At 52.5% G+C, this 20,290-nt stretch carries 20 protein-coding genes; 11 read left to right on the forward strand and 9 right to left on the reverse strand.

Annotation, left to right across the window (positions count from 1 at the left end; all coding sequences use genetic code 11):
* Nucleotides 1-76, reverse strand: a 76-nt coding sequence (locus BGE37_RS26055) for a hypothetical protein (RefSeq protein ID WP_369758995.1), incomplete at its 3' end; no start/stop codon positions are given.
* Nucleotides 77-304: 228 nt separating this feature from the next.
* Between BGE37_RS26055 and BGE37_RS22090 the strand changes: the two genes are divergently transcribed.
* The 7 genes from BGE37_RS22090 to BGE37_RS22125 all read left to right on the forward strand — a co-directional run bounded on the left by BGE37_RS22090 (nucleotide 305) and on the right by BGE37_RS22125 (nucleotide 8,213).
* The gene (locus BGE37_RS22090) at nucleotides 305-913 is read left to right on the forward strand and encodes a glutathione S-transferase (protein WP_000779790.1); all 609 of its coding nucleotides are present in this window, start codon (nucleotides 305-307) and stop codon (nucleotides 911-913) included.
* A 97-nt stretch (nucleotides 914-1,010) separates the two neighbouring features.
* Entirely contained in the window at nucleotides 1,011-2,402 is a 1,392-nt protein-coding gene (selA, locus tag BGE37_RS22095; protein WP_000206247.1) for an L-seryl-tRNA(Sec) selenium transferase, read from the forward strand.
* Nucleotides 2,399-4,243, forward strand: coding sequence for a selenocysteine-specific translation elongation factor (gene selB, locus BGE37_RS22100; protein ID WP_032185435.1), 1,845 nt, complete (start codon nucleotides 2,399-2,401; stop codon nucleotides 4,241-4,243). Before selA ends, selB begins: the two co-directional genes overlap by 4 nt.
* A gap of 189 nt (nucleotides 4,244-4,432) precedes the next feature.
* Nucleotides 4,433-5,584 carry an L-threonine dehydrogenase gene (gene yiaY, locus BGE37_RS22105; protein WP_000741504.1) on the forward strand — a complete coding sequence of 384 codons (1,152 nt, stop codon included), beginning with the start codon at nucleotides 4,433-4,435 and terminating at the stop codon, nucleotides 5,582-5,584.
* A gap of 200 nt (nucleotides 5,585-5,784) precedes the next feature.
* Nucleotides 5,785-7,323 (forward strand): aldehyde dehydrogenase AldB, encoded by a 1,539-nt coding sequence (gene aldB / locus BGE37_RS22110; protein ID WP_000183978.1) that lies wholly within the window; start codon nucleotides 5,785-5,787, stop codon nucleotides 7,321-7,323.
* 277 nt (nucleotides 7,324-7,600) lie between these two features.
* The gene (locus tag BGE37_RS22120) at nucleotides 7,601-7,786 is read left to right on the forward strand and encodes a type II toxin-antitoxin system HicA family toxin (protein ID WP_000833473.1); all 186 of its coding nucleotides are present in this window, start codon (nucleotides 7,601-7,603) and stop codon (nucleotides 7,784-7,786) included.
* Nucleotides 7,787-7,802: 16 nt separating this feature from the next.
* Nucleotides 7,803-8,213: a type II toxin-antitoxin system HicB family antitoxin gene (locus BGE37_RS22125; RefSeq protein WP_000499744.1), complete on the forward strand. Its 411-nt coding sequence runs from the start codon at nucleotides 7,803-7,805 to the stop codon at nucleotides 8,211-8,213.
* Here the strand turns inward: BGE37_RS22125 and BGE37_RS22130 are convergent.
* Entirely contained in the window at nucleotides 8,210-8,524 is a 315-nt protein-coding gene (locus tag BGE37_RS22130; protein WP_001064341.1) for a hypothetical protein, read from the reverse strand. The genes BGE37_RS22125 and BGE37_RS22130 overlap by 4 nt on opposite strands.
* Nucleotides 8,525-8,706: 182 nt before the next feature.
* On the opposite strand from BGE37_RS22130, the gene BGE37_RS22135 reads away from it, so the two are divergent.
* Both BGE37_RS22135 and BGE37_RS22140 read left to right on the forward strand, forming a co-directional pair.
* Nucleotides 8,707-9,030, forward strand: coding sequence for a DUF3302 domain-containing protein (locus BGE37_RS22135; protein ID WP_000478193.1), 324 nt, complete (start codon nucleotides 8,707-8,709; stop codon nucleotides 9,028-9,030).
* A 5-nt stretch (nucleotides 9,031-9,035) separates the two neighbouring features.
* Complete coding sequence (locus BGE37_RS22140; RefSeq protein WP_105288438.1) at nucleotides 9,036-10,172, forward strand: HlyD family secretion protein; 1,137 nt, start codon at nucleotides 9,036-9,038, stop codon at nucleotides 10,170-10,172.
* On the opposite strand, the gene BGE37_RS22145 is transcribed toward BGE37_RS22140, so the two are convergent.
* On the reverse strand, nucleotides 10,169-11,143 hold the full coding sequence (locus BGE37_RS22145; RefSeq protein ID WP_105288439.1) for a LysR family transcriptional regulator: 975 nt from the start codon (nucleotides 11,141-11,143) through the stop codon (nucleotides 10,169-10,171). The genes BGE37_RS22140 and BGE37_RS22145 overlap by 4 nt on opposite strands.
* Before the next feature lie 123 nt (nucleotides 11,144-11,266).
* Here BGE37_RS22145 and BGE37_RS22150 point away from each other — a divergent pair, with 123 nt between their 5' ends.
* Nucleotides 11,267-12,007, forward strand: a complete 741-nt coding sequence (locus BGE37_RS22150) for a MipA/OmpV family protein (protein ID WP_000906829.1) — start codon at nucleotides 11,267-11,269, stop codon at nucleotides 12,005-12,007.
* A 129-nt stretch (nucleotides 12,008-12,136) separates the two neighbouring features.
* On the opposite strand, the gene BGE37_RS22155 is transcribed toward BGE37_RS22150, so the two are convergent.
* Together BGE37_RS22155 and BGE37_RS22160 are read right to left on the reverse strand one after the other, a co-directional pair.
* Nucleotides 12,137-14,107: a glycoside hydrolase family 127 protein gene (locus BGE37_RS22155; RefSeq protein WP_105288440.1), complete on the reverse strand. Its 1,971-nt coding sequence runs from the start codon at nucleotides 14,105-14,107 to the stop codon at nucleotides 12,137-12,139.
* A gap of 10 nt (nucleotides 14,108-14,117) precedes the next feature.
* The gene (locus tag BGE37_RS22160; protein WP_000204811.1) at nucleotides 14,118-15,518 is read right to left on the reverse strand and encodes an MFS transporter; all 1,401 of its coding nucleotides are present in this window, start codon (nucleotides 15,516-15,518) and stop codon (nucleotides 14,118-14,120) included.
* Nucleotides 15,519-15,743: 225 nt separating this feature from the next.
* Between BGE37_RS22160 and BGE37_RS22165 the strand changes: the two genes are divergently transcribed.
* On the forward strand, nucleotides 15,744-16,559 hold the full coding sequence (locus BGE37_RS22165) for a helix-turn-helix domain-containing protein (protein WP_105288441.1): 816 nt from the start codon (nucleotides 15,744-15,746) through the stop codon (nucleotides 16,557-16,559).
* A gap of 31 nt (nucleotides 16,560-16,590) precedes the next feature.
* On the opposite strand, the gene araD is transcribed toward BGE37_RS22165, so the two are convergent.
* Genes araD through lyxK form a run of 4 tightly spaced genes read right to left on the reverse strand, consistent with a single transcriptional unit; the run spans nucleotide 16,591 to nucleotide 20,288 of the window.
* Entirely contained in the window at nucleotides 16,591-17,286 is a 696-nt protein-coding gene (araD, locus tag BGE37_RS22170) for an L-ribulose-5-phosphate 4-epimerase (RefSeq protein WP_105288442.1), read from the reverse strand.
* The gene (locus BGE37_RS22175; RefSeq protein ID WP_105288443.1) at nucleotides 17,280-18,140 is read right to left on the reverse strand and encodes an L-ribulose-5-phosphate 3-epimerase; all 861 of its coding nucleotides are present in this window, start codon (nucleotides 18,138-18,140) and stop codon (nucleotides 17,280-17,282) included. The genes araD and BGE37_RS22175 overlap by 7 nt, the downstream gene beginning before the upstream one ends.
* Nucleotides 18,133-18,795: a 3-keto-L-gulonate-6-phosphate decarboxylase UlaD gene (ulaD, locus tag BGE37_RS22180; RefSeq protein ID WP_105288444.1), complete on the reverse strand. Its 663-nt coding sequence runs from the start codon at nucleotides 18,793-18,795 to the stop codon at nucleotides 18,133-18,135. Before ulaD ends, BGE37_RS22175 begins: the two co-directional genes overlap by 8 nt.
* Nucleotides 18,792-20,288: an L-xylulokinase gene (lyxK, locus tag BGE37_RS22185; RefSeq protein WP_105288445.1), complete on the reverse strand. Its 1,497-nt coding sequence runs from the start codon at nucleotides 20,286-20,288 to the stop codon at nucleotides 18,792-18,794. Before lyxK ends, ulaD begins: the two co-directional genes overlap by 4 nt.
* Nucleotides 20,289-20,290: the final 2 nt, after the last annotated feature.

Below are 20,290 nucleotides of genomic sequence, written 5' to 3' on the forward strand. Positions count from 1 at the left end.
CCCCGGCTGAACCCTGAACAATGCTACCGCCATACTGCGTCATGTCGCCCTGACGCGCCGCCGGTTTTCCGCTCATCTGCTCATCCTTGTTTTATCGGGTTATTTGTCTGCTGACAGGCGAAACCCTACAGATTTATAAGAAAGCCTTAAGTGAGATATCTGTCAGATAAGAACAATTAGGAAAATATTTATATCACCATGATAAATATGTGATTTATTGGGAGGTAACAAACCATCAACATTTTCTGCCCTTTTTCCCATCACCAGGCCATACTGATATTTTTCCTCGCACAAAGGACTCGGCATGAAACTCGTCGGTAGCTACACCAGCCCGTTTGTACGCAAACTTTCTATTCTGTTGTTAGAAAAGGGCATAACTTTCGAATTTATTAATGAACTGCCCTATAACGCGGACAACGGCGTGGCGCAATTTAACCCGTTAGGGAAAGTGCCGGTGCTGGTGACCGAAGAGGGCGAATGTTGGTTTGATTCGCCGATCATCGCTGAATATATTGAATTAATGAATGTCGCTCCGGCGATGTTGCCGCGCGATCCGCTGGAGTCGTTGCGGGTGCGCAAAATTGAGGCGCTGGCGGATGGCATTATGGATGCCGGGCTGGTGTCGGTGCGTGAACAGGCACGTCCGGCGGCGCAGCAGTCTGAAGATGAATTGTTACGCCAGCGGGAGAAAATCAACCGCAGCCTGGATGTGCTGGAAGGATATCTGGTCGATGGCACGCTCAAAACCGATATGGTCAACCTGGCGACTATCGCCATTGCCTGCGCCGTTGGATATCTCAATTTCCGCCGCGTTGCGCCAGGCTGGTGTGTCGACCGCCCACACTTAGTCAAACTGGTCGAAAACCTGTTTAGTCGCGAAAGTTTTGCCCGCACCGAACCGCCAAAGGCTTGATGCGCGATATGTCCTCCTGACCCATCTCACGTTACAATCCGTGGTTATGTTAAACGCCCTTCTCCGTGTGAGAGGGCCTTGATCAACCAGGTTTCCTATGACAACCGAAACGCGTTCCCTCTATAGTCAACTTCCGGCTATTGATCGCTTATTGCGCGATAGCTCTTTCCTTTCTTTGCGTGATACCTATGGTCACACCCGCGTGGTGGAGTTGCTGCGTCAGATGCTTGACGAAGCGCGAGAAGTGATTCGTGACAGCCAGACGCTACCCGCGTGGTGTGAAAACTGGGCGCAAGAAGTTGATGCCCGGTTGACGAAAGAGGCGCAAAGCGCGCTGCGTCCGGTGATCAACCTGACGGGAACCGTGCTGCATACCAACCTTGGGCGAGCTTTACAGGCGGAAGCCGCGGTGGAGGCTGTTGCGCAGGCTATGCGTTCGCCAGTAACCCTCGAATACGATCTGGATGACGCCGGACGCGGACATCGCGATCGGGCGCTGGCGCAGCTGCTGTGCCGTATTACGGGGGCGGAAGATGCCTGTATCGTTAATAACAATGCGGCGGCGGTCTTGTTGATGTTGGCGGCCACTGCCAGTGGGAAAGAGGTGGTGGTATCTCGCGGCGAACTGGTGGAGATTGGCGGCGCGTTTCGTATTCCTGATGTCATGCGTCAGGCAGGCTGCACCCTACACGAAGTGGGGACCACCAATCGCACGCACGCTAATGATTATCGCCAGGCGGTGAATGAAAATACTGCGCTGTTGATGAAGGTACATACCAGTAACTACAGCATTCAGGGGTTCACCAAAGCGATAGATGAAGCTGAACTGGTGGCGCTCGGCAAAGAGCTGGATGTTCCCGTAGTGACTGATTTAGGCAGTGGCTCGCTGGTTGATCTTAGCCAGTACGGTTTGCCGAAAGAGCCAATGCCGCAGGAGTTGATTGCGGCGGGTGTCAGTCTGGTGAGCTTCTCCGGCGACAAGCTGTTAGGCGGGCCGCAGGCAGGAATTATTGTTGGTAAAAAAGAGATGATCGCCCGCCTGCAAAGCCACCCGCTGAAGCGTGCATTACGCGCGGATAAAATGACCCTCGCGGCGCTGGAAGCCACGTTGCGTCTTTATCTACACCCTGAAGCACTGAGTGAAAAATTACCGACTCTGCGTCTGCTTACCCGCAGCGCAGAGGTCATTCAAATCCAGGCACAACGTTTACAGGCCCCCCTTGCCGCACATTACGGCGCGGAGTTTGCGGTACAGGTTATGCCATGTCTTTCGCAGATTGGCAGTGGTTCGCTGCCGGTTGATCGCCTGCCGAGCGCGGCATTAACGTTTACACCCCATGATGGACGCGGTAGCCACCTTGAGTCATTAGCCGCCCGCTGGCGTGAATTGCCAGTGCCGGTGATTGGTCGTATTTATGACGGACGATTGTGGCTGGATTTACGCTGCCTTGAAGATGAGCAACGGTTTTTGGAGATGTTGTTGAAATGATTATTGCGACTGCCGGACACGTTGACCACGGCAAAACGACCTTATTGCAGGCGATTACTGGCGTAAATGCCGATCGTCTGCCGGAAGAAAAAAAGCGCGGCATGACCATCGATCTCGGCTATGCCTACTGGCCGCAGCCGGATGGTCGTGTTCCGGGTTTTATCGACGTTCCCGGTCATGAAAAGTTTCTTTCCAACATGCTGGCGGGCGTCGGGGGTATCGATCACGCGCTGTTGGTGGTGGCGTGCGATGACGGCGTGATGGCACAGACTCGTGAGCATCTGGCGATTTTGCAGCTGACCGGTAACCCGATGCTGACAGTGGCGCTGACCAAAGCCGATCGCGTGGACGAAACGCGTGTTGATGAAGTTGAACGCCAGGTAAAGGAGGTGCTGCGGGAATACGGTTTTGCTGAGGCAAAACTGTTTATCACCGCAGCAACCGAAGGCCGGGGAATTGATGCCCTGCGCGAGCATCTGCTTCAGTTACCAGAACGTGAACACGCCAGCCAACATAGCTTCCGCCTCGCTATCGACCGTGCTTTTACCGTAAAAGGTGCCGGGCTGGTCGTCACCGGTACGGCGTTAAGTGGGGAAGTGAAGGTAGGCGATTCACTCTGGCTGACTGGTGTAAATAAACCGATGCGCGTGCGTGCGCTGCATGCGCAAAATCAGCCAACAAATGCAGCTCATGCCGGGCAGCGTATTGCGCTTAACATCGCGGGTGATGCGGAAAAAGAACAGATTAACCGTGGGGACTGGTTGCTTGCCGATGCGCCGCCGGAGCCGTTTACGCGGGTGATAGTCGAGCTTCAAACTCATACACCGTTGACCCAGTGGCAGCCGCTGCATATTCACCACGCCGCCAGCCACGTTACGGGACGCGTTTCGCTGCTGGAAGATAACCTTGCCGAGTTGGTGTTCGACACGCCGCTGTGGCTGGCAGATAACGATCGCTTAGTGCTACGCGATATCTCGGCCCGCAACACGCTGGCGGGGGCGCGCGTGGTGATGCTTAACCCGCCGCGTCGCGGTAAGCGTAAGCCGGAATATCTGCAATGGCTGGCGTCTCTTGCACGGGCGCAGAGCGATGCCGATGCGTTAGCTATTCATCTGGAACGCGGAGCGGTTAACCTTGCTGATTTCGCCTGGGCGCGCCAGCTCAACGGCGAAGGGATGCGTGAACTGCTGCAGCAACCGGGCTATATTCAGGCCGGTTACAGCTTGCTGAATGCACCGGTTGCCGCTCGTTGGCAGCGGAAAATTCTCGATACCCTGGCGACTTATCATGAGCAGCATCGCGATGAACCAGGTCCTGGGCGCGAGCGTCTGCGGCGCATGGCGTTGCCAATGGAAGATGAAGCGCTGGTGCTGTTGCTGATTGAAAAGATGCGCGAAAGCGGCGACATCCTCAGTCATCACGGTTGGCTGCATCTGCCGGATCATAAAGCGGGATTCAGCGAAGAGCAGCAGGCTATCTGGCAAAAAGCGGAGCCGCTGTTTGGTGACGAGCCGTGGTGGGTGCGTGACCTGGCAAAAGAGACGGGAATCGACGAGCAGGCAATGCGTTTGACGCTACGCCAGGCGGCCCAACAGGGGATAATCACTGCGATCGTCAAAGATCGTTATTACCGTAACGATCGGATTGTCGAATTTGCCAATATGATCCGCGATCTCGATCAGGAATGTGGTTCAACCTGCGCGGCGGATTTCCGCGATCGCTTAGGCGTAGGCCGAAAGCTGGCAATTCAAATTCTGGAATATTTTGACCGTATTGGCTTTACGCGTCGCCGTGGAAATGATCATTTATTGCGCGACGCATTATTATTTCCAGAAAAATAAGGGAACGATTAATTCATAATAAATATGAATTAATACAAAGTTCTTATTAATGTTAAGGAAGCACGTTATTTGATGAATGTAACGTGCTTTTTATTAAAAATATTTTAATAAACGGTAATGTTGATCATATTTTCAAATGAAAATCCTCAGTAAGCTGCCGGCCCTTTTTTACTCTTTCAGGAGTGTGTTATGGCAGCTTCAACCTTTTTTATTCCTTCCGTGAATGTTATTGGTGCTGATTCATTGAATGATGCAATGAATATGATGGCAGATTATGGATTTACCCGTACCTTAATTGTCACTGACAATATGTTAACGAAATTGGGTATGGCGGGCGATGTGCAAAAAGCACTGGAAGAGCGCAATATTTTTAGCGTTATTTATGATGGCACCCAGCCTAACCCAACCACGGAAAACGTCGCCGCAGGTTTGAAATTACTTAAAGAAAATAATTGCGATAGCGTAATCTCCCTGGGCGGTGGTTCTCCGCACGACTGTGCAAAAGGTATTGCGTTGGTTGCAGCTAACGGCGGCGATATCCGCGATTATGAAGGCGTTGACCGCTCTGCAAAACCGCAGTTGCCGATGATCGCCATCAACACCACGGCGGGTACGGCATCAGAAATGACCCGTTTTTGCATCATCACCGATGAAGCACGTCACATCAAAATGGCGATTGTGGATAAGCACGTCACTCCGCTGCTTTCTGTCAATGACTCCTCGCTGATGATCGGTATGCCGAAGTCACTGACCGCTGCAACGGGTATGGATGCCTTAACGCACGCTATCGAAGCGTATGTGTCTATTGCCGCCACGCCGATCACCGACGCTTGCGCACTGAAAGCGGTGACTATGATTGCCGAAAACCTGCCCTTAGCCGTTGAAGATGGCAGCAATGAGAAAGCGCGCGAAGCAATGGCTTACGCTCAGTTCCTCGCGGGTATGGCGTTCAACAATGCGTCTCTGGGTTATGTTCATGCGATGGCGCACCAGTTAGGTGGTTTCTACAATCTGCCGCACGGTGTATGTAACGCCGTTCTGCTGCCGCACGTTCAGGTATTCAACAGTAAAGTCGCTGCTGCACGTTTGCGTGACTGCGCTGCCGCGATGGGTGTTAACGTGACAGGTAAAAACGACGCGGAAGGTGCAGAAGCCTGCATCAATGCCATCCGTGAACTGGCGAAGAAAGTGAATATCCCGGCAGGCTTGCGTGACCTGAACGTGAAAGAAGAAGATTTCGCGGTACTGGCGACCAATGCCCTGAAAGATGCCTGCGGCTTTACTAACCCGATTCAGGCAACTCACGAAGAAATTGTGGCGATTTATCGCGCGGCGATGTAATCATCATTCCCACAATGGCTGGCTAATTGTCAGCCATTTTTTCAACTCTCTCAAAATTTGCGATTTTTGAGAGAGTTTTAGTTATCTCTGTAATCCTTGCCCGTAAATTCGTGATAGCCGTCGTAAAGCTATCACCAGCTGGCGAAGATTTCGCCAGTCACGTCTACCCTTGTTATACCTCACACCGCAAGGAGACGATCATGACCAACAATCCCCCTTCAGCACAGATTAAGCCCGGCGAGTATGGCTTCCCCCTCAAGTTAAAAGCCCGCTATGACAACTTTATTGGCGGCGAATGGGTCGCGCCCGCCGACGGCGAGTATTACCAGAACCTGACGCCGGTGACCGGGCAGCTACTGTGCGAAGTGGCGTCTTCGGGTAAACGAGATATCGATCTGGCGCTGGATGCTGCGCATAAAGTGAAAGATAAATGGGCGCATACTTCGGTGCAGGATCGCGCGGCGATTCTGTTTAAGATTGCCGATCGAATGGAGCAGAACCTCGAACTTTTAGCGACGGCTGAAACCTGGGATAACGGCAAACCCATTCGCGAAACCAGTGCTGCTGATGTGCCGCTGGCGATTGACCATTTTCGCTATTTTGCCTCGTGTATTCGGGCGCAGGAAGGTGGGATCAGTGAAGTTGATAGCGAAACTGTGGCTTATCACTTCCACGAACCGTTAGGCGTGGTGGGGCAGATTATCCCGTGGAACTTCCCGCTGCTGATGGCGAGCTGGAAAATGGCACCCGCGCTGGCGGCGGGCAACTGCGTGGTGCTGAAACCCGCACGACTCACTCCGCTTTCCGTTCTGCTGCTAATGGAAATTGTCGGTGATTTACTGCCGCCGGGCGTGGTGAACGTGGTCAACGGTGCGGGCGGAGAAATTGGCGAATATCTGGCGACCTCGAAACGCATCGCCAAAGTGGCGTTTACCGGCTCAACGGAAGTGGGCCAACAAATTATGCAATACGCTACGCAAAACATTATTCCGGTGACGCTGGAGCTGGGCGGCAAATCGCCAAATATCTTCTTTGCTGATGTGATGGATGAAGAAGATGCCTTTTTCGATAAAGCGCTGGAAGGCTTTGCACTGTTTGCTTTTAACCAGGGCGAAGTTTGCACCTGTCCAAGTCGTGCCTTAGTTCAGGAGTCTATCTACGAACGCTTTATGGAGCGCGCCATCCGCCGTGTCGAAAGCATTCGCAGCGGTAACCCGCTCGATAGCGTGACGCAAATGGGGGCGCAGGTTTCTCACGGGCAATTGGAAACCATCCTTAACTACATTGATATTGGTAAAAAAGAGGGCGCAGACGTGCTCACCGGCGGGCGGCGCAAGCTGCTGGAAGGCGAACTGAAAGACGGCTACTACCTCGAACCGACGATTCTGTTTGGTCAGAATAATATGCGCGTGTTCCAGGAAGAAATTTTTGGTCCGGTGCTGGCGGTAACCACCTTCAAAACGATGGAAGAAGCGCTGGAGCTGGCGAACGACACGCAATATGGCCTGGGCGCGGGTGTCTGGAGCCGCAACGGTAATCTGGCCTATAAGATGGGGCGCGGTATTCAGGCAGGGCGCGTGTGGACCAACTGTTATCACGCTTACCCGGCACATGCGGCGTTTGGTGGCTACAAACAATCAGGCATTGGCCGCGAAACCCACAAAATGATGCTTGAGCATTACCAGCAAACCAAGTGCCTGCTGGTGAGCTACTCGGATAAACCGTTGGGGCTGTTCTGATGTAAGAAGCTGGTCGCATCGGGTATTCATTGCCTGATGCGACGCTTTCGCGTTTTACCAATTCAAATGTCTACGTCTTGAATGACTGAATATTGATTGAACTTAATTACGAGTCTCCTCGCATCTTTTCAACAAGTTACTGCACACCGTTATTCTTCTTCCGAACGGCATTCCTGAGTCAACTTTATCCCCCTGACGGCCCATATAAATCGCGCTATCGTGATTGTTATTGCTAAATGTGTGTGTGTCGTGTGTATAATCATGGAAGGGCAGGGATGTGAAAAGTGCAGACGTGATCGCCATCCTGAAGCAGCATGGCTGGGAACATATTCGAACCCGTGGTAGTCATCATCAGTTCCGCCACCCTGTTCATCCGGGTCTGGTGACGGTTCCGCACCCTAAAAAAGATATTAAGCCCGGTACGCTGGCGCAAATTGGGCGTCAGGCTGGTTTAACATTTTAAAATTTCAGGAGGCAATATGTTTTATCCCGCCTATATCCACAGTGATCCTGACGGCAGCGCCAGCGGTTTTTTCCCTGATGTTCCAGGCTGTTATTTTGCTGGTGATACGCTGGACAACGCTTTCCAGGATGCGCGAAGTGCACTGGTCGCGCACTTCGAAACCTTATGCGAGATGAATGAAGAGTTGCCGCTTCCAGGCTCTGTGGAAACACATCTGGTCCAGCGTGCGCAGGACTTTATTGGCGGGCAATGGTTGCTGGTGGATATCAATATGAATCAGTTCGAAGGTCGGGCTGAACGTATCAATATTACGATGCCGAAAAGATTACTGAACAAGATTGATACCTACGTGCGCAATAACCCAGACTACGCCAACAGAAGTGCGTTTCTGGCGGAAGCTGCCCGGCGTGTATTGCCGGGCGTTTAATCTCGCGTTTCGATGGTGAGCGGGCGGACCAGGCTGTACAGCCACAGACCAAAACAAGCGATGGTGCCAATCACCACGGTGAGGAACACACTGACTGACAGGCCTGCAAGCAATCCCGCAGGCAGGGCCAGCAGGCCGTGGATCACGGTGTCGTTCCATCTCACCTGATCGTAGCCAAACATGCCTAAAACGCCGCAAACCAGACCGTAAATCACCATTGGTGTTCCGAGGCCAATCAGCAATAAACGGTAGATAATTGAAGGTTTAATACGCTTTATCTGTACTGTGGATGTTTTACTGGGGTTATTCATTAGTTTGGTCAATAGTTCCATTATTTCAATATGATAAACCTCGACCTGTTGAAAAGCCAGGTAGCACACTTCAGAAAGTATATAAAAAACAATATGTCGTTATATAAATAAGGAAATTGCACTGCATCATGGCATTTCATAATATGCGTTAATTGTTCTTTTTTATATTCTCTGAGGGAAATATGTTCCTGGACTATTTTGCACTGGGAGTGCTTATTTTTGTATTTCTGGTGATATTCTATGGGATTATTATTTTACATGATATTCCCTACCTGATTGCTAAAAAACGTAATCATCCTCATGCCGACGCCATTCATGTTGCTGGTTGGGTGAGTCTTTTTACGCTGCATGTTATCTGGCCATTTTTGTGGATTTGGGCCACGCTTTACCGCCCGGAGCGGGGATGGGGAATGCAAAACCATGACTCCTCCGTTGTGCAACTACAACAGCGTATTGCCGGGCTGGAGAAACAGCTCGCCGACATCAAATCCTCTTCTGCCGAGTAATACTTATGGATTTACTGATTATTTTGACCTATGTGGCTTTCGCATGGGCAATGTTTAAGATCTTCAAAATTCCTGTAAATAAATGGACCATTCCCACCGCGGCCCTGGGTGGCATATTTATTGTCAGCGGTCTAATTCTGTTAATGAACTATAACCATCCGTATACCTTTAAAGCGCAAAAAGCGGTTATTTCTATTCCTGTTGTCCCGCAGGTGACAGGCGTGGTGATCGAAGTGACGGACAAGAAAAATACGCTGATTAAAAAAGGTGAGGTGCTATTTCGACTGGACCCGACGCGTTATCAGGCGCGGGTGGATCGGCTGATGGCGGATATCGTTACCGCAGAACATAAACAGCGGGCGTTGGGCGCAGAGTTAGATGAGATGGCGGCGAATACTCAGCAGGCAAAGGCCACGCGGGATAAATTCGCTAAAGAGTACCAGCGTTACGCACGCGGCAGCCAGGCGAAAGTAAACCCGTTTTCAGAACGCGATATTGATGTGGCGCGGCAAAATTATCTGGCGCAGGAAGCCTCCGTAAAGTCATCGGCGGCGGAACAAAAACAGATCCAGAGCCAGCTGGATAGCCTGGTGTTGGGTGAACATTCTCAAATCGCCAGCCTGAAAGCGCAGCTCGCGGAAGCAAAATATAACCTTGAGCAGACGATAGTGCGTGCGCCGAGCGATGGTTATGTGACCCAAGTGCTGATTCGTCCGGGTACCTATGCCGCATCGCTGCCGCTACGTCCTGTGATGGTGTTTATACCCGATCAGAAACGACAAATTGTGGCGCAGTTCCGTCAGAACTCCTTGCTGCGACTGGCTCCCGGCGATGATGCGGAAGTGGTGTTTAATGCTCTGCCAGGTAAGGTATTCAGCGGTAAGCTGGCAGCCATTAGTCCAGCTGTTCCCGGCGGAGCTTATCAGTCGACCGGCACCTTACAGACGTTAAACACAGCATCGGGTTCAGATGGCGTTATCGCGACCATTGAACTGGATGAGCACACTGAGTTGAGCGCTTTACCAGACGGTATTTACGCCCAGGTGGCGGTTTACTCTGATCATTTCAGCCATGTCTCGGTGATGCGCAAAGTGCTGTTACGCATGACCAGTTGGGTGCATTACCTTTATCTCGATCATTAATCTTCGCTTTCCGCCGCTTGTTCAGGCCGCAGTTGCTGCGACTGAGCAAGCTGGTGGCGAATTTCACGCAGCATTTCATCCAGCACATACTGGACCCGCCAGGGCTGGTATTCCCGTTTACGGAAGATAGCCACCAGATCCAGCCACCATTCATACGGTTGCTGAAAGCAGGGCACCAGCGTGCCGTCTTGCAGGTCGCTCTGCACACTTTTGTCTGGCGCAAACACAATCCCCAGGTGATTTCGTGCCAGCTCCAGCGCCGATTGCGTGTTGTCGCAAACGTAATTTCCCTTCACGCGATAATCCCGCACCTCTTTACTCCCGGCGACGTTGAAGCGCCAGATATTCGCGTCGTCGATCATCATCGAGTCGATCAAAATACAGGAGTGATGTTCGAGTTCGTCAGGACGGCTAATGGGATGTTTCGCAAGATAGCGCTGACTGGCATAAGCGGTTACGGCATATTGCGTAATAAAACTGGCAACCAGCGATTCATCTTTTGGTGGAGCATAGCTGATTAAAACATCACAATCATCGGGAAATTCGACACCTTCATAAAAGGCATTACGCTCAAGATTGCAGGTTTTTAGCGATAAGGTGATATCACCGATATCTTTAATTTTATCGATAACATGTTTGGATAAATAGGTAATTATGCCGGTTGGGGCGTAGATGGTGACCCGACCACGTTTCTCATGCTTATAATCTGCAATAAAATTATTAAGTTGCTCGTTTCTGTCCAGCATGTCGTTGATGTACGGTAACAGCGCGGTACCAAAAGGTGTGAGCATCAGCTGCCGGGTGGTTCGGTCAAAGACTTTTAAACCTACTTTTGATTCAAAATCAGCAAGATATTTGCTGACGTTGGCCTGTGCGAATCCAAGTACAGTCGCGGCATGGCTGATATTTTCACTGGCAGCGATTACCGAGATAATTTTTAACTCCCGGTACTTAAGTTGTAATTTTGTCATCGCAACAGCCCAATTATATATAATTTTATATATTACTATATAAATATGAATCTTGCACCGGAGAAATTGTAAGCATTATTATGCCGACTCTTTTTTATCTTATTTTAAAATGGAATACCGGACATGTTAATTAACCGCAATATTGTGGCGTTATTTACGTTGCCTTTTATGGCAAGCGCAACTGCTTCTGAATTATCCATTGGTGCTGGTGCAGCTTATAATGAATCGCCTTATCGTGGTTATAATGAAAATACAAAGGCAATTCCGCTGATTAGTTATGAAGGTGATTCATTTTATGTTCGTCAGACCACGTTAGGTTTTATTCTGTCGCAAAGTGAAAAAAATGAACTTAGCCTGACCGCATCCTGGATGCCGCTGGAATTTGACCCTGCAGATAATGACGATCATGCCATGCAACAGCTTGATAAGCGTGATAGTACGGCTATGGCGGGGGTTGCCTGGTATCACCACGAGCGTTGGGGAACCGTGAAAGCCTCTGCGGCTGCGGACGTTCTGGATAACAGCAACGGCTGGGTGGGGGAGCTATCGGTATTTCACAAAATGCAGATAGGTCGCCTGTCGCTGACACCTGCACTGGGCGTTCTCTATTATGACGAGAATTTCAGTGACTATTACTATGGCATTTCAGAGAGTGAGTCCCGTCGTAGCGGTCTGGCAAGTTATTCCGCGCAGGATGCCTGGGTGCCCTATGTCAGCCTGACGGCAAAATACCCGATAGGAGAGCACATCGTATTGATGGCGAGTGCCGGATACAGCGAGCTGCCGGAAGAGATTACCGACAGCCCGATGATTGATCGTAATGAGAGTTTTACCTTTGTCACCGGCGTGAGCTGGCGTTTTTAATTTACCGGTGGATGTCGGTGCGGCTGGCCTACGCTCTCGCACTGACCTTCAGGCTTGATAAGACGCGTTAAGCGTCGCATCAGGCAATGTGCACCCTACGTTGGATGCGGCGCGAGCGCCTTATCCAACCTACGGATGGCAATGCTTTTCCTCATTCACCCAGATCCGCATTTCGCCTTCACCCCGGTTGGCCCAGCTAAACCACGGGATAAACGTCAGAGTTTGCGGCTGGCGTTTGGCTGGCGCACTATCGTAATGCCACAGCTGTTGCTGCTCTGGATTGCTCTGTTCATACCGGTAACCCGGTGCCTGGATTAAGATCTTATGGTGGAACAATCCATTACCTTCAAATGTCGTAAATAGCGCATCGGCGGGCAGCCACAGGTTATGCAGTGACTCGCCGTTGTCGGCCTGTTCCAGGCAATACACCAGCGGGCCGCGCTGAATCGCCACTTTTCCGGCGACGTGACGCACCAGCGGGTTACCGTAAACGCGACGTACCGGCATTGGCAAAGTCAGATTCAGCGTGTCGCCCTCCTGCCATTCGCGGGTAATGTGCAAATACCCTTTACGAATATCCTGCTCGACCTCTTCCCCATTCAATGTAATCTGCGGCTGTGTGCACCAGTCCGGCAGACGTAAAGCCAGCGTATGACGCACCGGCTGGGGCGATTCAACCGCAATTGTCACCTGTTCCTGCCACGGATAGTTTCCGCTAACCCGCAGACGCAGCGTGCCATTTTCTACCGGCACTTCCATGCTGTTTCCTGCGTAGATGTTGATATACAACGCATCTTCACGCGGCGTGTAGAGATAATGACCAATCGAGGTTAGCACACGGGCGATATTTGGCGGACAACAAGCGCAACCAAACCAACGCTGGCGGATCGGCTTAACGTGATCGTAGATATGGTTGAATTTCAGCGATTTTGGATGTACTTCCAGCGGATTCACATAGAAGAAATGTTTGCCATCCAGCGCCATGCCGCCGAGCACGGTGTTGTACAGTGCGCGCTCCATCACATCGGCATATTGACTGTCGCCTTCCATTTCCAGCATTCGCCGGGCGAACATCATCAGACCGATGGAAGCACAGCTTTCGGCGTATACCGTGTCATTCGGCAGATCGTAATCGCTGCTGAACGCTTCGCCGCTGCTTTGTGAGCCAATGCCGCCGGTAATATATAACTGACGCTGGGCCATATTGTTCCACAGCCGCAGGCAGTCCTGACGCTTGCTTTCATCGTGACTTAAACGCGCGAGATGCGCGACGCCGGTCATCAGGTAGACAAAACGTACCGCGTGACCAATGGCGGTTTGCTGCTGTGCGATGGGCAAATGTGCCTGGCTGTAGGCTTTGTCTTTCACCATCCACGCCGGGCCGTAGGTGTGCCAGTGCGAGGTCTGCCCGCGCTTTTCATATTCCTGGTCGTAATAGTGCGGTTGCGCACCACGCTGTTCGACAAAATAGTGGGTCAGCGCCAGGTAGCGCGGCTCTTCGGTCACTTCATACAGGCGCATTAGTGCCAGTTCAATTTCCGGGTGACCAGGATAACCGTGTAACTTACTTTCACCTGGACCAAATACGCTGTCGATATGATCGGCCAGACGGCAAACCACTTCCAGCAAGCGCCGCTTGCCCGTGGCCTGGAAGAAGGCGACTCCGGCTTCAATCAGATGACCGGCGCAGTAAAGTTCATGACACTCCGCCAGATTGCTCCAGCGTTCTTCGGGCGCTTTTACCGTAAAGTAAGTATTGAGATAGCCATCTTCGCACTGGGCGGAAGCGACCAGTTCGATTACCTCGTCAGCAGTTTTTTCCAGTTCGGCATCCGGCTTCTGGCACAGCGACCAGGCTACCGCTTCCAGCCATTTGGCGACGTCGCTGTCCTGAAACACCATCCCGTAAAATTCACCGTCTTGCAGTCCTGCGGCAATGCGAAAGTTTTCAATCGCATGGCTGGGTTCCGCTTCTGGGATACGATCGTTCAAGGCATCCCACTGATAAGGAATCACCACGTCGCGGACCAGTTGTTGGTACTGACCGAGGAACGGATCGCTGACCGTCAGTTTATGCAGATCGACTTCCGAAATGTTCATCTTGTGCTCCTTAAGGCTGTACATGACGCTGACGCAGGTCGCTAGCAATGCGTGACATCATAGGGTTATTGAGTTTGCAAAAGCGGATCGCCATCGCCAGCAGCAGGTGGAACAGCGCAGGCAGCAATGTTTCCATCGCCGCGATCCCGCCAAGCGAACTGGCGGTCTGGTTTTCCACGCCTGGCTGGTAGGCGACAAAAATAAACAGCAGGCTGATGATCCCGGCGCTGGAGGCCCAGGCCAGCTTGATGAAAAACAGATTGAAGGCGAAGTTCATGCCGGAAGAACGTACGCGGGTTTTCCACTCGCCGTAGTCATCGGCAAAGGCCATCAATGAGAAGTGCAATGGCAATGTGAAGCCAAGAATCACGCCATTACCAAGGATCACCGCCAGCCACAGCGTTTGATAAGCCGGGCCAGAAGGCAGGAACCACATCAACACCGCCAGCGCGGCGAGGAGCAGGTTGGTGTAGTAGTAAATTTTGACGGTATCGAAACGTCGCGTTAACGGGCTGACAATCACCGAGCCGATAATGGAGGCGAAGGTGACCATAGTGAAGAACAGCGACGTGTAGCCCGTACTGCCTTGTAAGACGTAGGTAATGAAGTACATATACCCACCGCCGCGAATATTAAAGACGTTAATCAGCAGGAAAGACATGACCAGCATCAGCAGCAGTTGGTCGTTGTTTCGCAGCCCGGCAAGATGTTCGCGCAGGGTAAATTTCCCCATTGTGGAGAGTGGCACCCGTTCACGAACCCAGAAGAAACAGCACAGGAACATCACCACAGCGATGGCGCACAGCACGCCGACGCCCAGTTGATAGCCGCGCGCGGCATTACCCTGACCGAAGAGATCTACCATCCACGGCAGGCCAACCGAAACCAGAAATCCCGCTACGCCGCAGAGAACGAATCGCCAGGACTGGCAGGAGATCACTTCATTGTGGCGGGTGGTCATGGTGTTGATCAGCGCGCAGTACGGCACGTTGATGGCGGTATAACCGACTGAAAGGAGCAGGTAAGTGCCGAACGCCCAGGCGATTTTTACTCCCATGCTGGCATCTGGCACGGTGAACGTCAGGATGCCGATAATGCCGATGGGAATGGCAATCCACAACTGCCACGGACGAAAGCGCCCCCAGCGACTTTGCGTCCGGTCGGCAATGACGCCCATCACCGGGTCGGAGATGGCATCAAACACGCGCAGTGCAATAAACAGCGTGCCGACCAGCGCCGGAGTTAAGCCAAAAACGTCGGTGTAGAAAAAGGTGAGAAAGTTCATGATCAGGCAAGTTATTACGGTGCCGCCTGCGTCACCCAGGCCGTAGCCTATTTTTTCCCGTACAGATAACGCATCGTCAATTTTACCTTTAGCGATATCAGCGGTAGTAATCGGTGTAGAGGTCATAGATATTCCTCGTGCATAGGGAGCAATTTTTAGTTTTATTGAAATGACATGATTAATTCTGCCGTGAACGGGAATATCAACAAGGCGAGAAAAGAGTAAAAAAAGGTGACGATTCCGACCTGAATTTAAAAGTGTGAATTGGATCAGGTGAAATTAATGTTTTTGATTAATAATCAAAAGGTAATGTGTTTAATCATTAATGAATAAGCGGGAAATTACATATCAATGCTCGAATTATCCATGACGTTACCGATTAAAGTGCAAAATGGTGGATTATTTATTTCCCGTGGCGTAGGGAGGCATCCTGCAAGGCGGCTGGAGTCATGGGAAATTATCTTTGTCGAAAAAGGTCGATTAACGATTCAGGAAGAAGAGCAGATATTTCAGGTTGATGCGGGAGAGAGTTTATTGCTCTGGCCGAAACGTCAGCACGTTGGTGTTGAGGATTTCCCCGCTGACCTTAAATTTTACTGGCTACATTTTGAGGTTAAAGCGCCGGACAACGATCCGCGCTGGCTCACTCATCTTAGCGTGCCGCAGCACACCAAAGTCGCCGACCCTCAGGCGTTGAGTGCACTGTTTCGCCAGTTTTTAAGCGAGCAGGAAAAACATCAGCGTAGCCCTGCGCTGGAGTTTATTGTGTTGTTGATTTTACAGCAGCTTACCTTCGACGTACGTCTTGATGAACAAGCCGATACTGCAGGCACCGCCCTTGCCTGGAAAGCACAAAAGCTGATCCGCACGCAATATCATCGCCCGCTTTCTACGGCAATTTTGGCCCGCGAGCTCTACTGTAATGCCGATTATCTTGGGCGCGTGTATCGTCGGGTATTTCGTTTGACGTTGACAGAAGCTATCCATCGCCAAAGAGTGCGCGAAGCCGAAAAGCTGTTAATTAGCGAAGCGCGATCGCTCACGGAAGTGGCGGCGTTGTGCGGGTTTAATGACGTTGGCTATTTCCGACAGATTTTTCGCAAACACACCGGTTTAACGCCAGCTGCGTGGAAGCGACGTTACAGTAAGGAACATATCAATTCGTAGTGCCGGGGCAATGAAGCCCCGGTCTGAGAGATTACTGCCCGTAATAGGCATTGGCCCCATGCTTACGCAGGTAATGCTTATCCAGAAGTTCGTTTTGCATCGCAGGAAGCTGCGGCGCAAGCTGGCGCGAGAACAGGCCCATATAGGCGCACTCTTCGAGTACCACGGCATTATGCACCGCATCGGCGGCGTTATTGCCCCAGGCGAACGGACCGTGAGAATGCACCAATACCGCCGGGATTTGTGCCGGACTCCTGCCGCGTTCTTCGAAAGTTTCAATGATCACTTCGCCGGTCTGATATTCATATTCGCCGTTAATCTCCGCTGCGGTCATCTGTCGCGTGCAGGGGATTGCGCCATAGAAATAATCGGCGTGCGTAGTGCCCCAGGCAGGGAGATCCAGCCCGGCCTGTGACCAGATGGTGGCGTGGCGCGAGTGGGTATGCACAATGCCACCGATTTCGGCATAGCGACGGTAAAGCGCCAGATGCGTTGGCGTATCGGACGAGGGCTTTTTGCTACCTTCCACCACCTTGCCGCTGGCTATCTCAACCACCACCATATCGTCGGCGGTCATCACGTCGTACTCGACGCCGGAAGGCTTAATTACCATCCATTGCCGCGTCTCGTCTACCGCACTGACATTGCCCCAGGTAAACGTCACCAGATGGTGAGCGGGAAGCGCCAGATTTGCCGCCAGTACGTCGGCTTTCAATCGCTCTAACATATAAATCCAGCCTCCTGCATACGCGCTTCAATCCAGCGCCGTGCCTGAATAATCTCCAGCACCGGCTCTTTGGCTTTTTCGGTCCACATCTCAATCAGAAATGATCCGCGATAGTTCAGTTCATGCAGCGTTTTGAAGATGCCAACGAAATCGACGCAGCCTTCGCCAAACGGCACGTCGCGGAACTGTCCGGGGCTTTGCTCGGTGACTGGCTGGGTGTCTTTCAGGTGGATGGCGGCGATACGGTCAATGCCCAGTTTCAGTTCGGCGGGAACATCATTGCCCCAGGCGCTAAGGTTGCCGACGTCCGGGTAGACGGTGAACCACGGCGAGGCGAGCATCTCGTCCCACTTTTTCCATTTGCTGATGGAGTTCATAAACGAGGTATCCATAATCTCCACCGCCAGCATTACTTGTGATGCCGCCGCCTGTTCGACAGCCCACGTCAGCCCTTCAGCAAAACGTTGCCGGGTACCTTCGTCATGGTCTTCGTAATAGACGTCGTAGCCCGCCAGTTGAATGGTGCGAATACCGAGATCGCGCGCCAGATGAATTGCTTTGCTCATGATCTCCAGTGCTCGCTGGCGTACCGCGTCGTCACGGCTACCAAAGGGAAAACGACGATGTGCGGACAGGCACATCGACGGGATCCCAACGCCCGTTTCGATCATCGCGGCAACCAGCGAAGTCCTTTGTGCGGCGCTCCAGTCAAGGCGCGACAGACGCTCGTCAGTTTCATCCACCGACATTTCGACAAAATCAAAGCCACAGCTTTTCGCCAGCACCAGCCGCTCCGGCCAGGAGAGATCTTTCGCCAGTGCTTTTTCATAAATCCCTAACGGATGATTACGCACGCGCGCCTCCCCAGATAGCGTCGATTTGCGCATGGAAGTCGGCCGCCACCTGCGCCGGATTTGCTGCGCCTGCCAGCGCCCGCCCGGCAATAAACGCTTTCACGCGGATATCTTTAAACAGCGGCAGGTCAGCAGGCGTAATCCCGCCGGTAACGGAAAGCTCAAGGCCGATATCGGAAAGCGCCTTCATGCGTGCCAGATCGGCTTCGCCCCACTGTTGCCCGCTGGCCTGCGCGTCACGGCCACGATGATAAATGGCCTGCCGCACGCCAATACGATGCCAGTCGCGGGCGTCGTCCAGCGTCCAGTTACCAAAAAGCTCTATCTGGATTTCACCACCGCAGCGTTGCGCCATCGCGTGGCCTTTTTCCACCGTCGCGAGCGGTGCGGCGCAGATGATGGTCATCCAGTTAGCGCCTGCACCAAACGCCTGTTGCGCGAGCGTTTCACCCGCGTCGGCGACTTTCCAGTCAGCAACGATGATTTTGTCCGGGCACTGTTCGCGCAAGGCTTTCACCGCGCCAAGCCCTTCGTTTAAACAGAGAATGGTGCCCGCTTCGACGATATCGACGCTGTCTTTTAACAGCGCAACGTCGCGCTGTGCGGCTTCAAGTGATGAGTGGTCGAGGGCCAGTTGCAGAAGTGGTCTGCTCATAATGTGTTCTCCTTAACGCGGGCATGAAAGCCCTGTAGTGCGGCAATGAGGTGCTGATAGCGTTGGTATTTTTGTTGGTAAAGCTGATGGGCGGTCATATCCGGTAACAGGGTGCGCACCGGGTGCTGTTGATCGCGCTGGGCTTCGCTGAAATCGCGATAAACACCGGTGCCGACGCGGGCGGCAAGCGCCGCGCCAAAACAGCCGGTTTCTTCCACCTGCGGCAGTTCGATACGTAAGCCGCTGACGTCCGCCAGCATTTGCATCCAGACATCGGAGTGCGCCGGGCCACCAGTCACGCGCAGGGTGTGAACATCAGTAAAACGTTCGCGCATCCGGTTGAGATGGGTCATATGGCTGAACACCACCCCTTCATAGATGGCCTGCAACAGGTGTGCGCGGGTGTGTATGGCCTGCATCCCGTAGAAACCGCTGGTCATCTCGAGTCCGGCGTTGCTGCCGTACAGGAACGGCAGGAAAAAGAGATCGCCACCGGCTTTCGGTAAGCTGACAACAGCCTGGTTGATCTCAGCAAACGAGATTTCTCCCCACTGCGCGGTAAACCATTCGAGATTGCCGGAAGAGGTAGGGCTGGCTTCGTGAACGATAAATTCACCGTCGTTAACGTAGCGGCCATAGACATACGGATGCGCTTCACCGTCACGTAAACCGCAGGTTATGCCGCTGGTCACCGCCCAGGTGCCCATTACCGCATTGAGGGTAAATTCGTCTTCGATTCCGGCGCAGAGTGCGGTAGAAACCACATCAAACAGGCCGCCGACAACGGGCGTACCCGCTTTCAGACCGGTCAGTGCGGCTGTCTGAGCGGTGATTTCCCCGCAGATTTCGGCAGATCCGACAACAGGCGGCAGGGCGAGATTGATTTCACTGATCCCCAGACAGTCGGTGAGGCACGGGTCATATTCCCCGCGACTCATGTTGTAGAGATTGGATTCGGAAATATTGCTCTCTTCGCAGCCTTTGACACCGGTTAAACACCAGCGCAGGTAGTCGTGCGTCATCATCACGCAGCCAATTTGCGCGTAGCGTTCTGGTTCGTGCACTTTCAGCCAGCGTAACAGCGACACCGGATGCCCGGTCCACAAGGTTTGTCGGGTCAGCGGGTAGAGTTTTTCCGGGATGCTATCTTCCTGCCAGCGACGAACGATTTCCATCGCCCGGCGATCCGAGGATAAAATGGCGTTACCGAGCGGCTTGTCGTTTTTATCCAGCAAAAACAAGCCCTTTCCCTGTGCGGAGATACCGATGCCGACAATTTGCTCCCCGCTAACGCTGGAATGGGTAAGCAGGGCGCGAATGACAGCCATGCAGCATTGCCACAGTTCTGCCATATCGCGCTCTGCCCAGCCTGGCTGCGGGCTTAATGCGCACAGCGGCAGGCGCTGCACGCCTGCCTCCCGGCCTTCGCGGTCATACAGTCCGGCTTTTAGCCAGCTTCCGCCACAATCTAACCCCAGCCAGTATTGCGTCATGG

Origin of the sequence: Escherichia sp. MOD1-EC6300 (assembly GCF_002965045.1) — a bacterium.
Taxonomy (GTDB): Bacteria; Pseudomonadota; Gammaproteobacteria; order Enterobacterales; family Enterobacteriaceae; genus Escherichia; species Escherichia coli_F.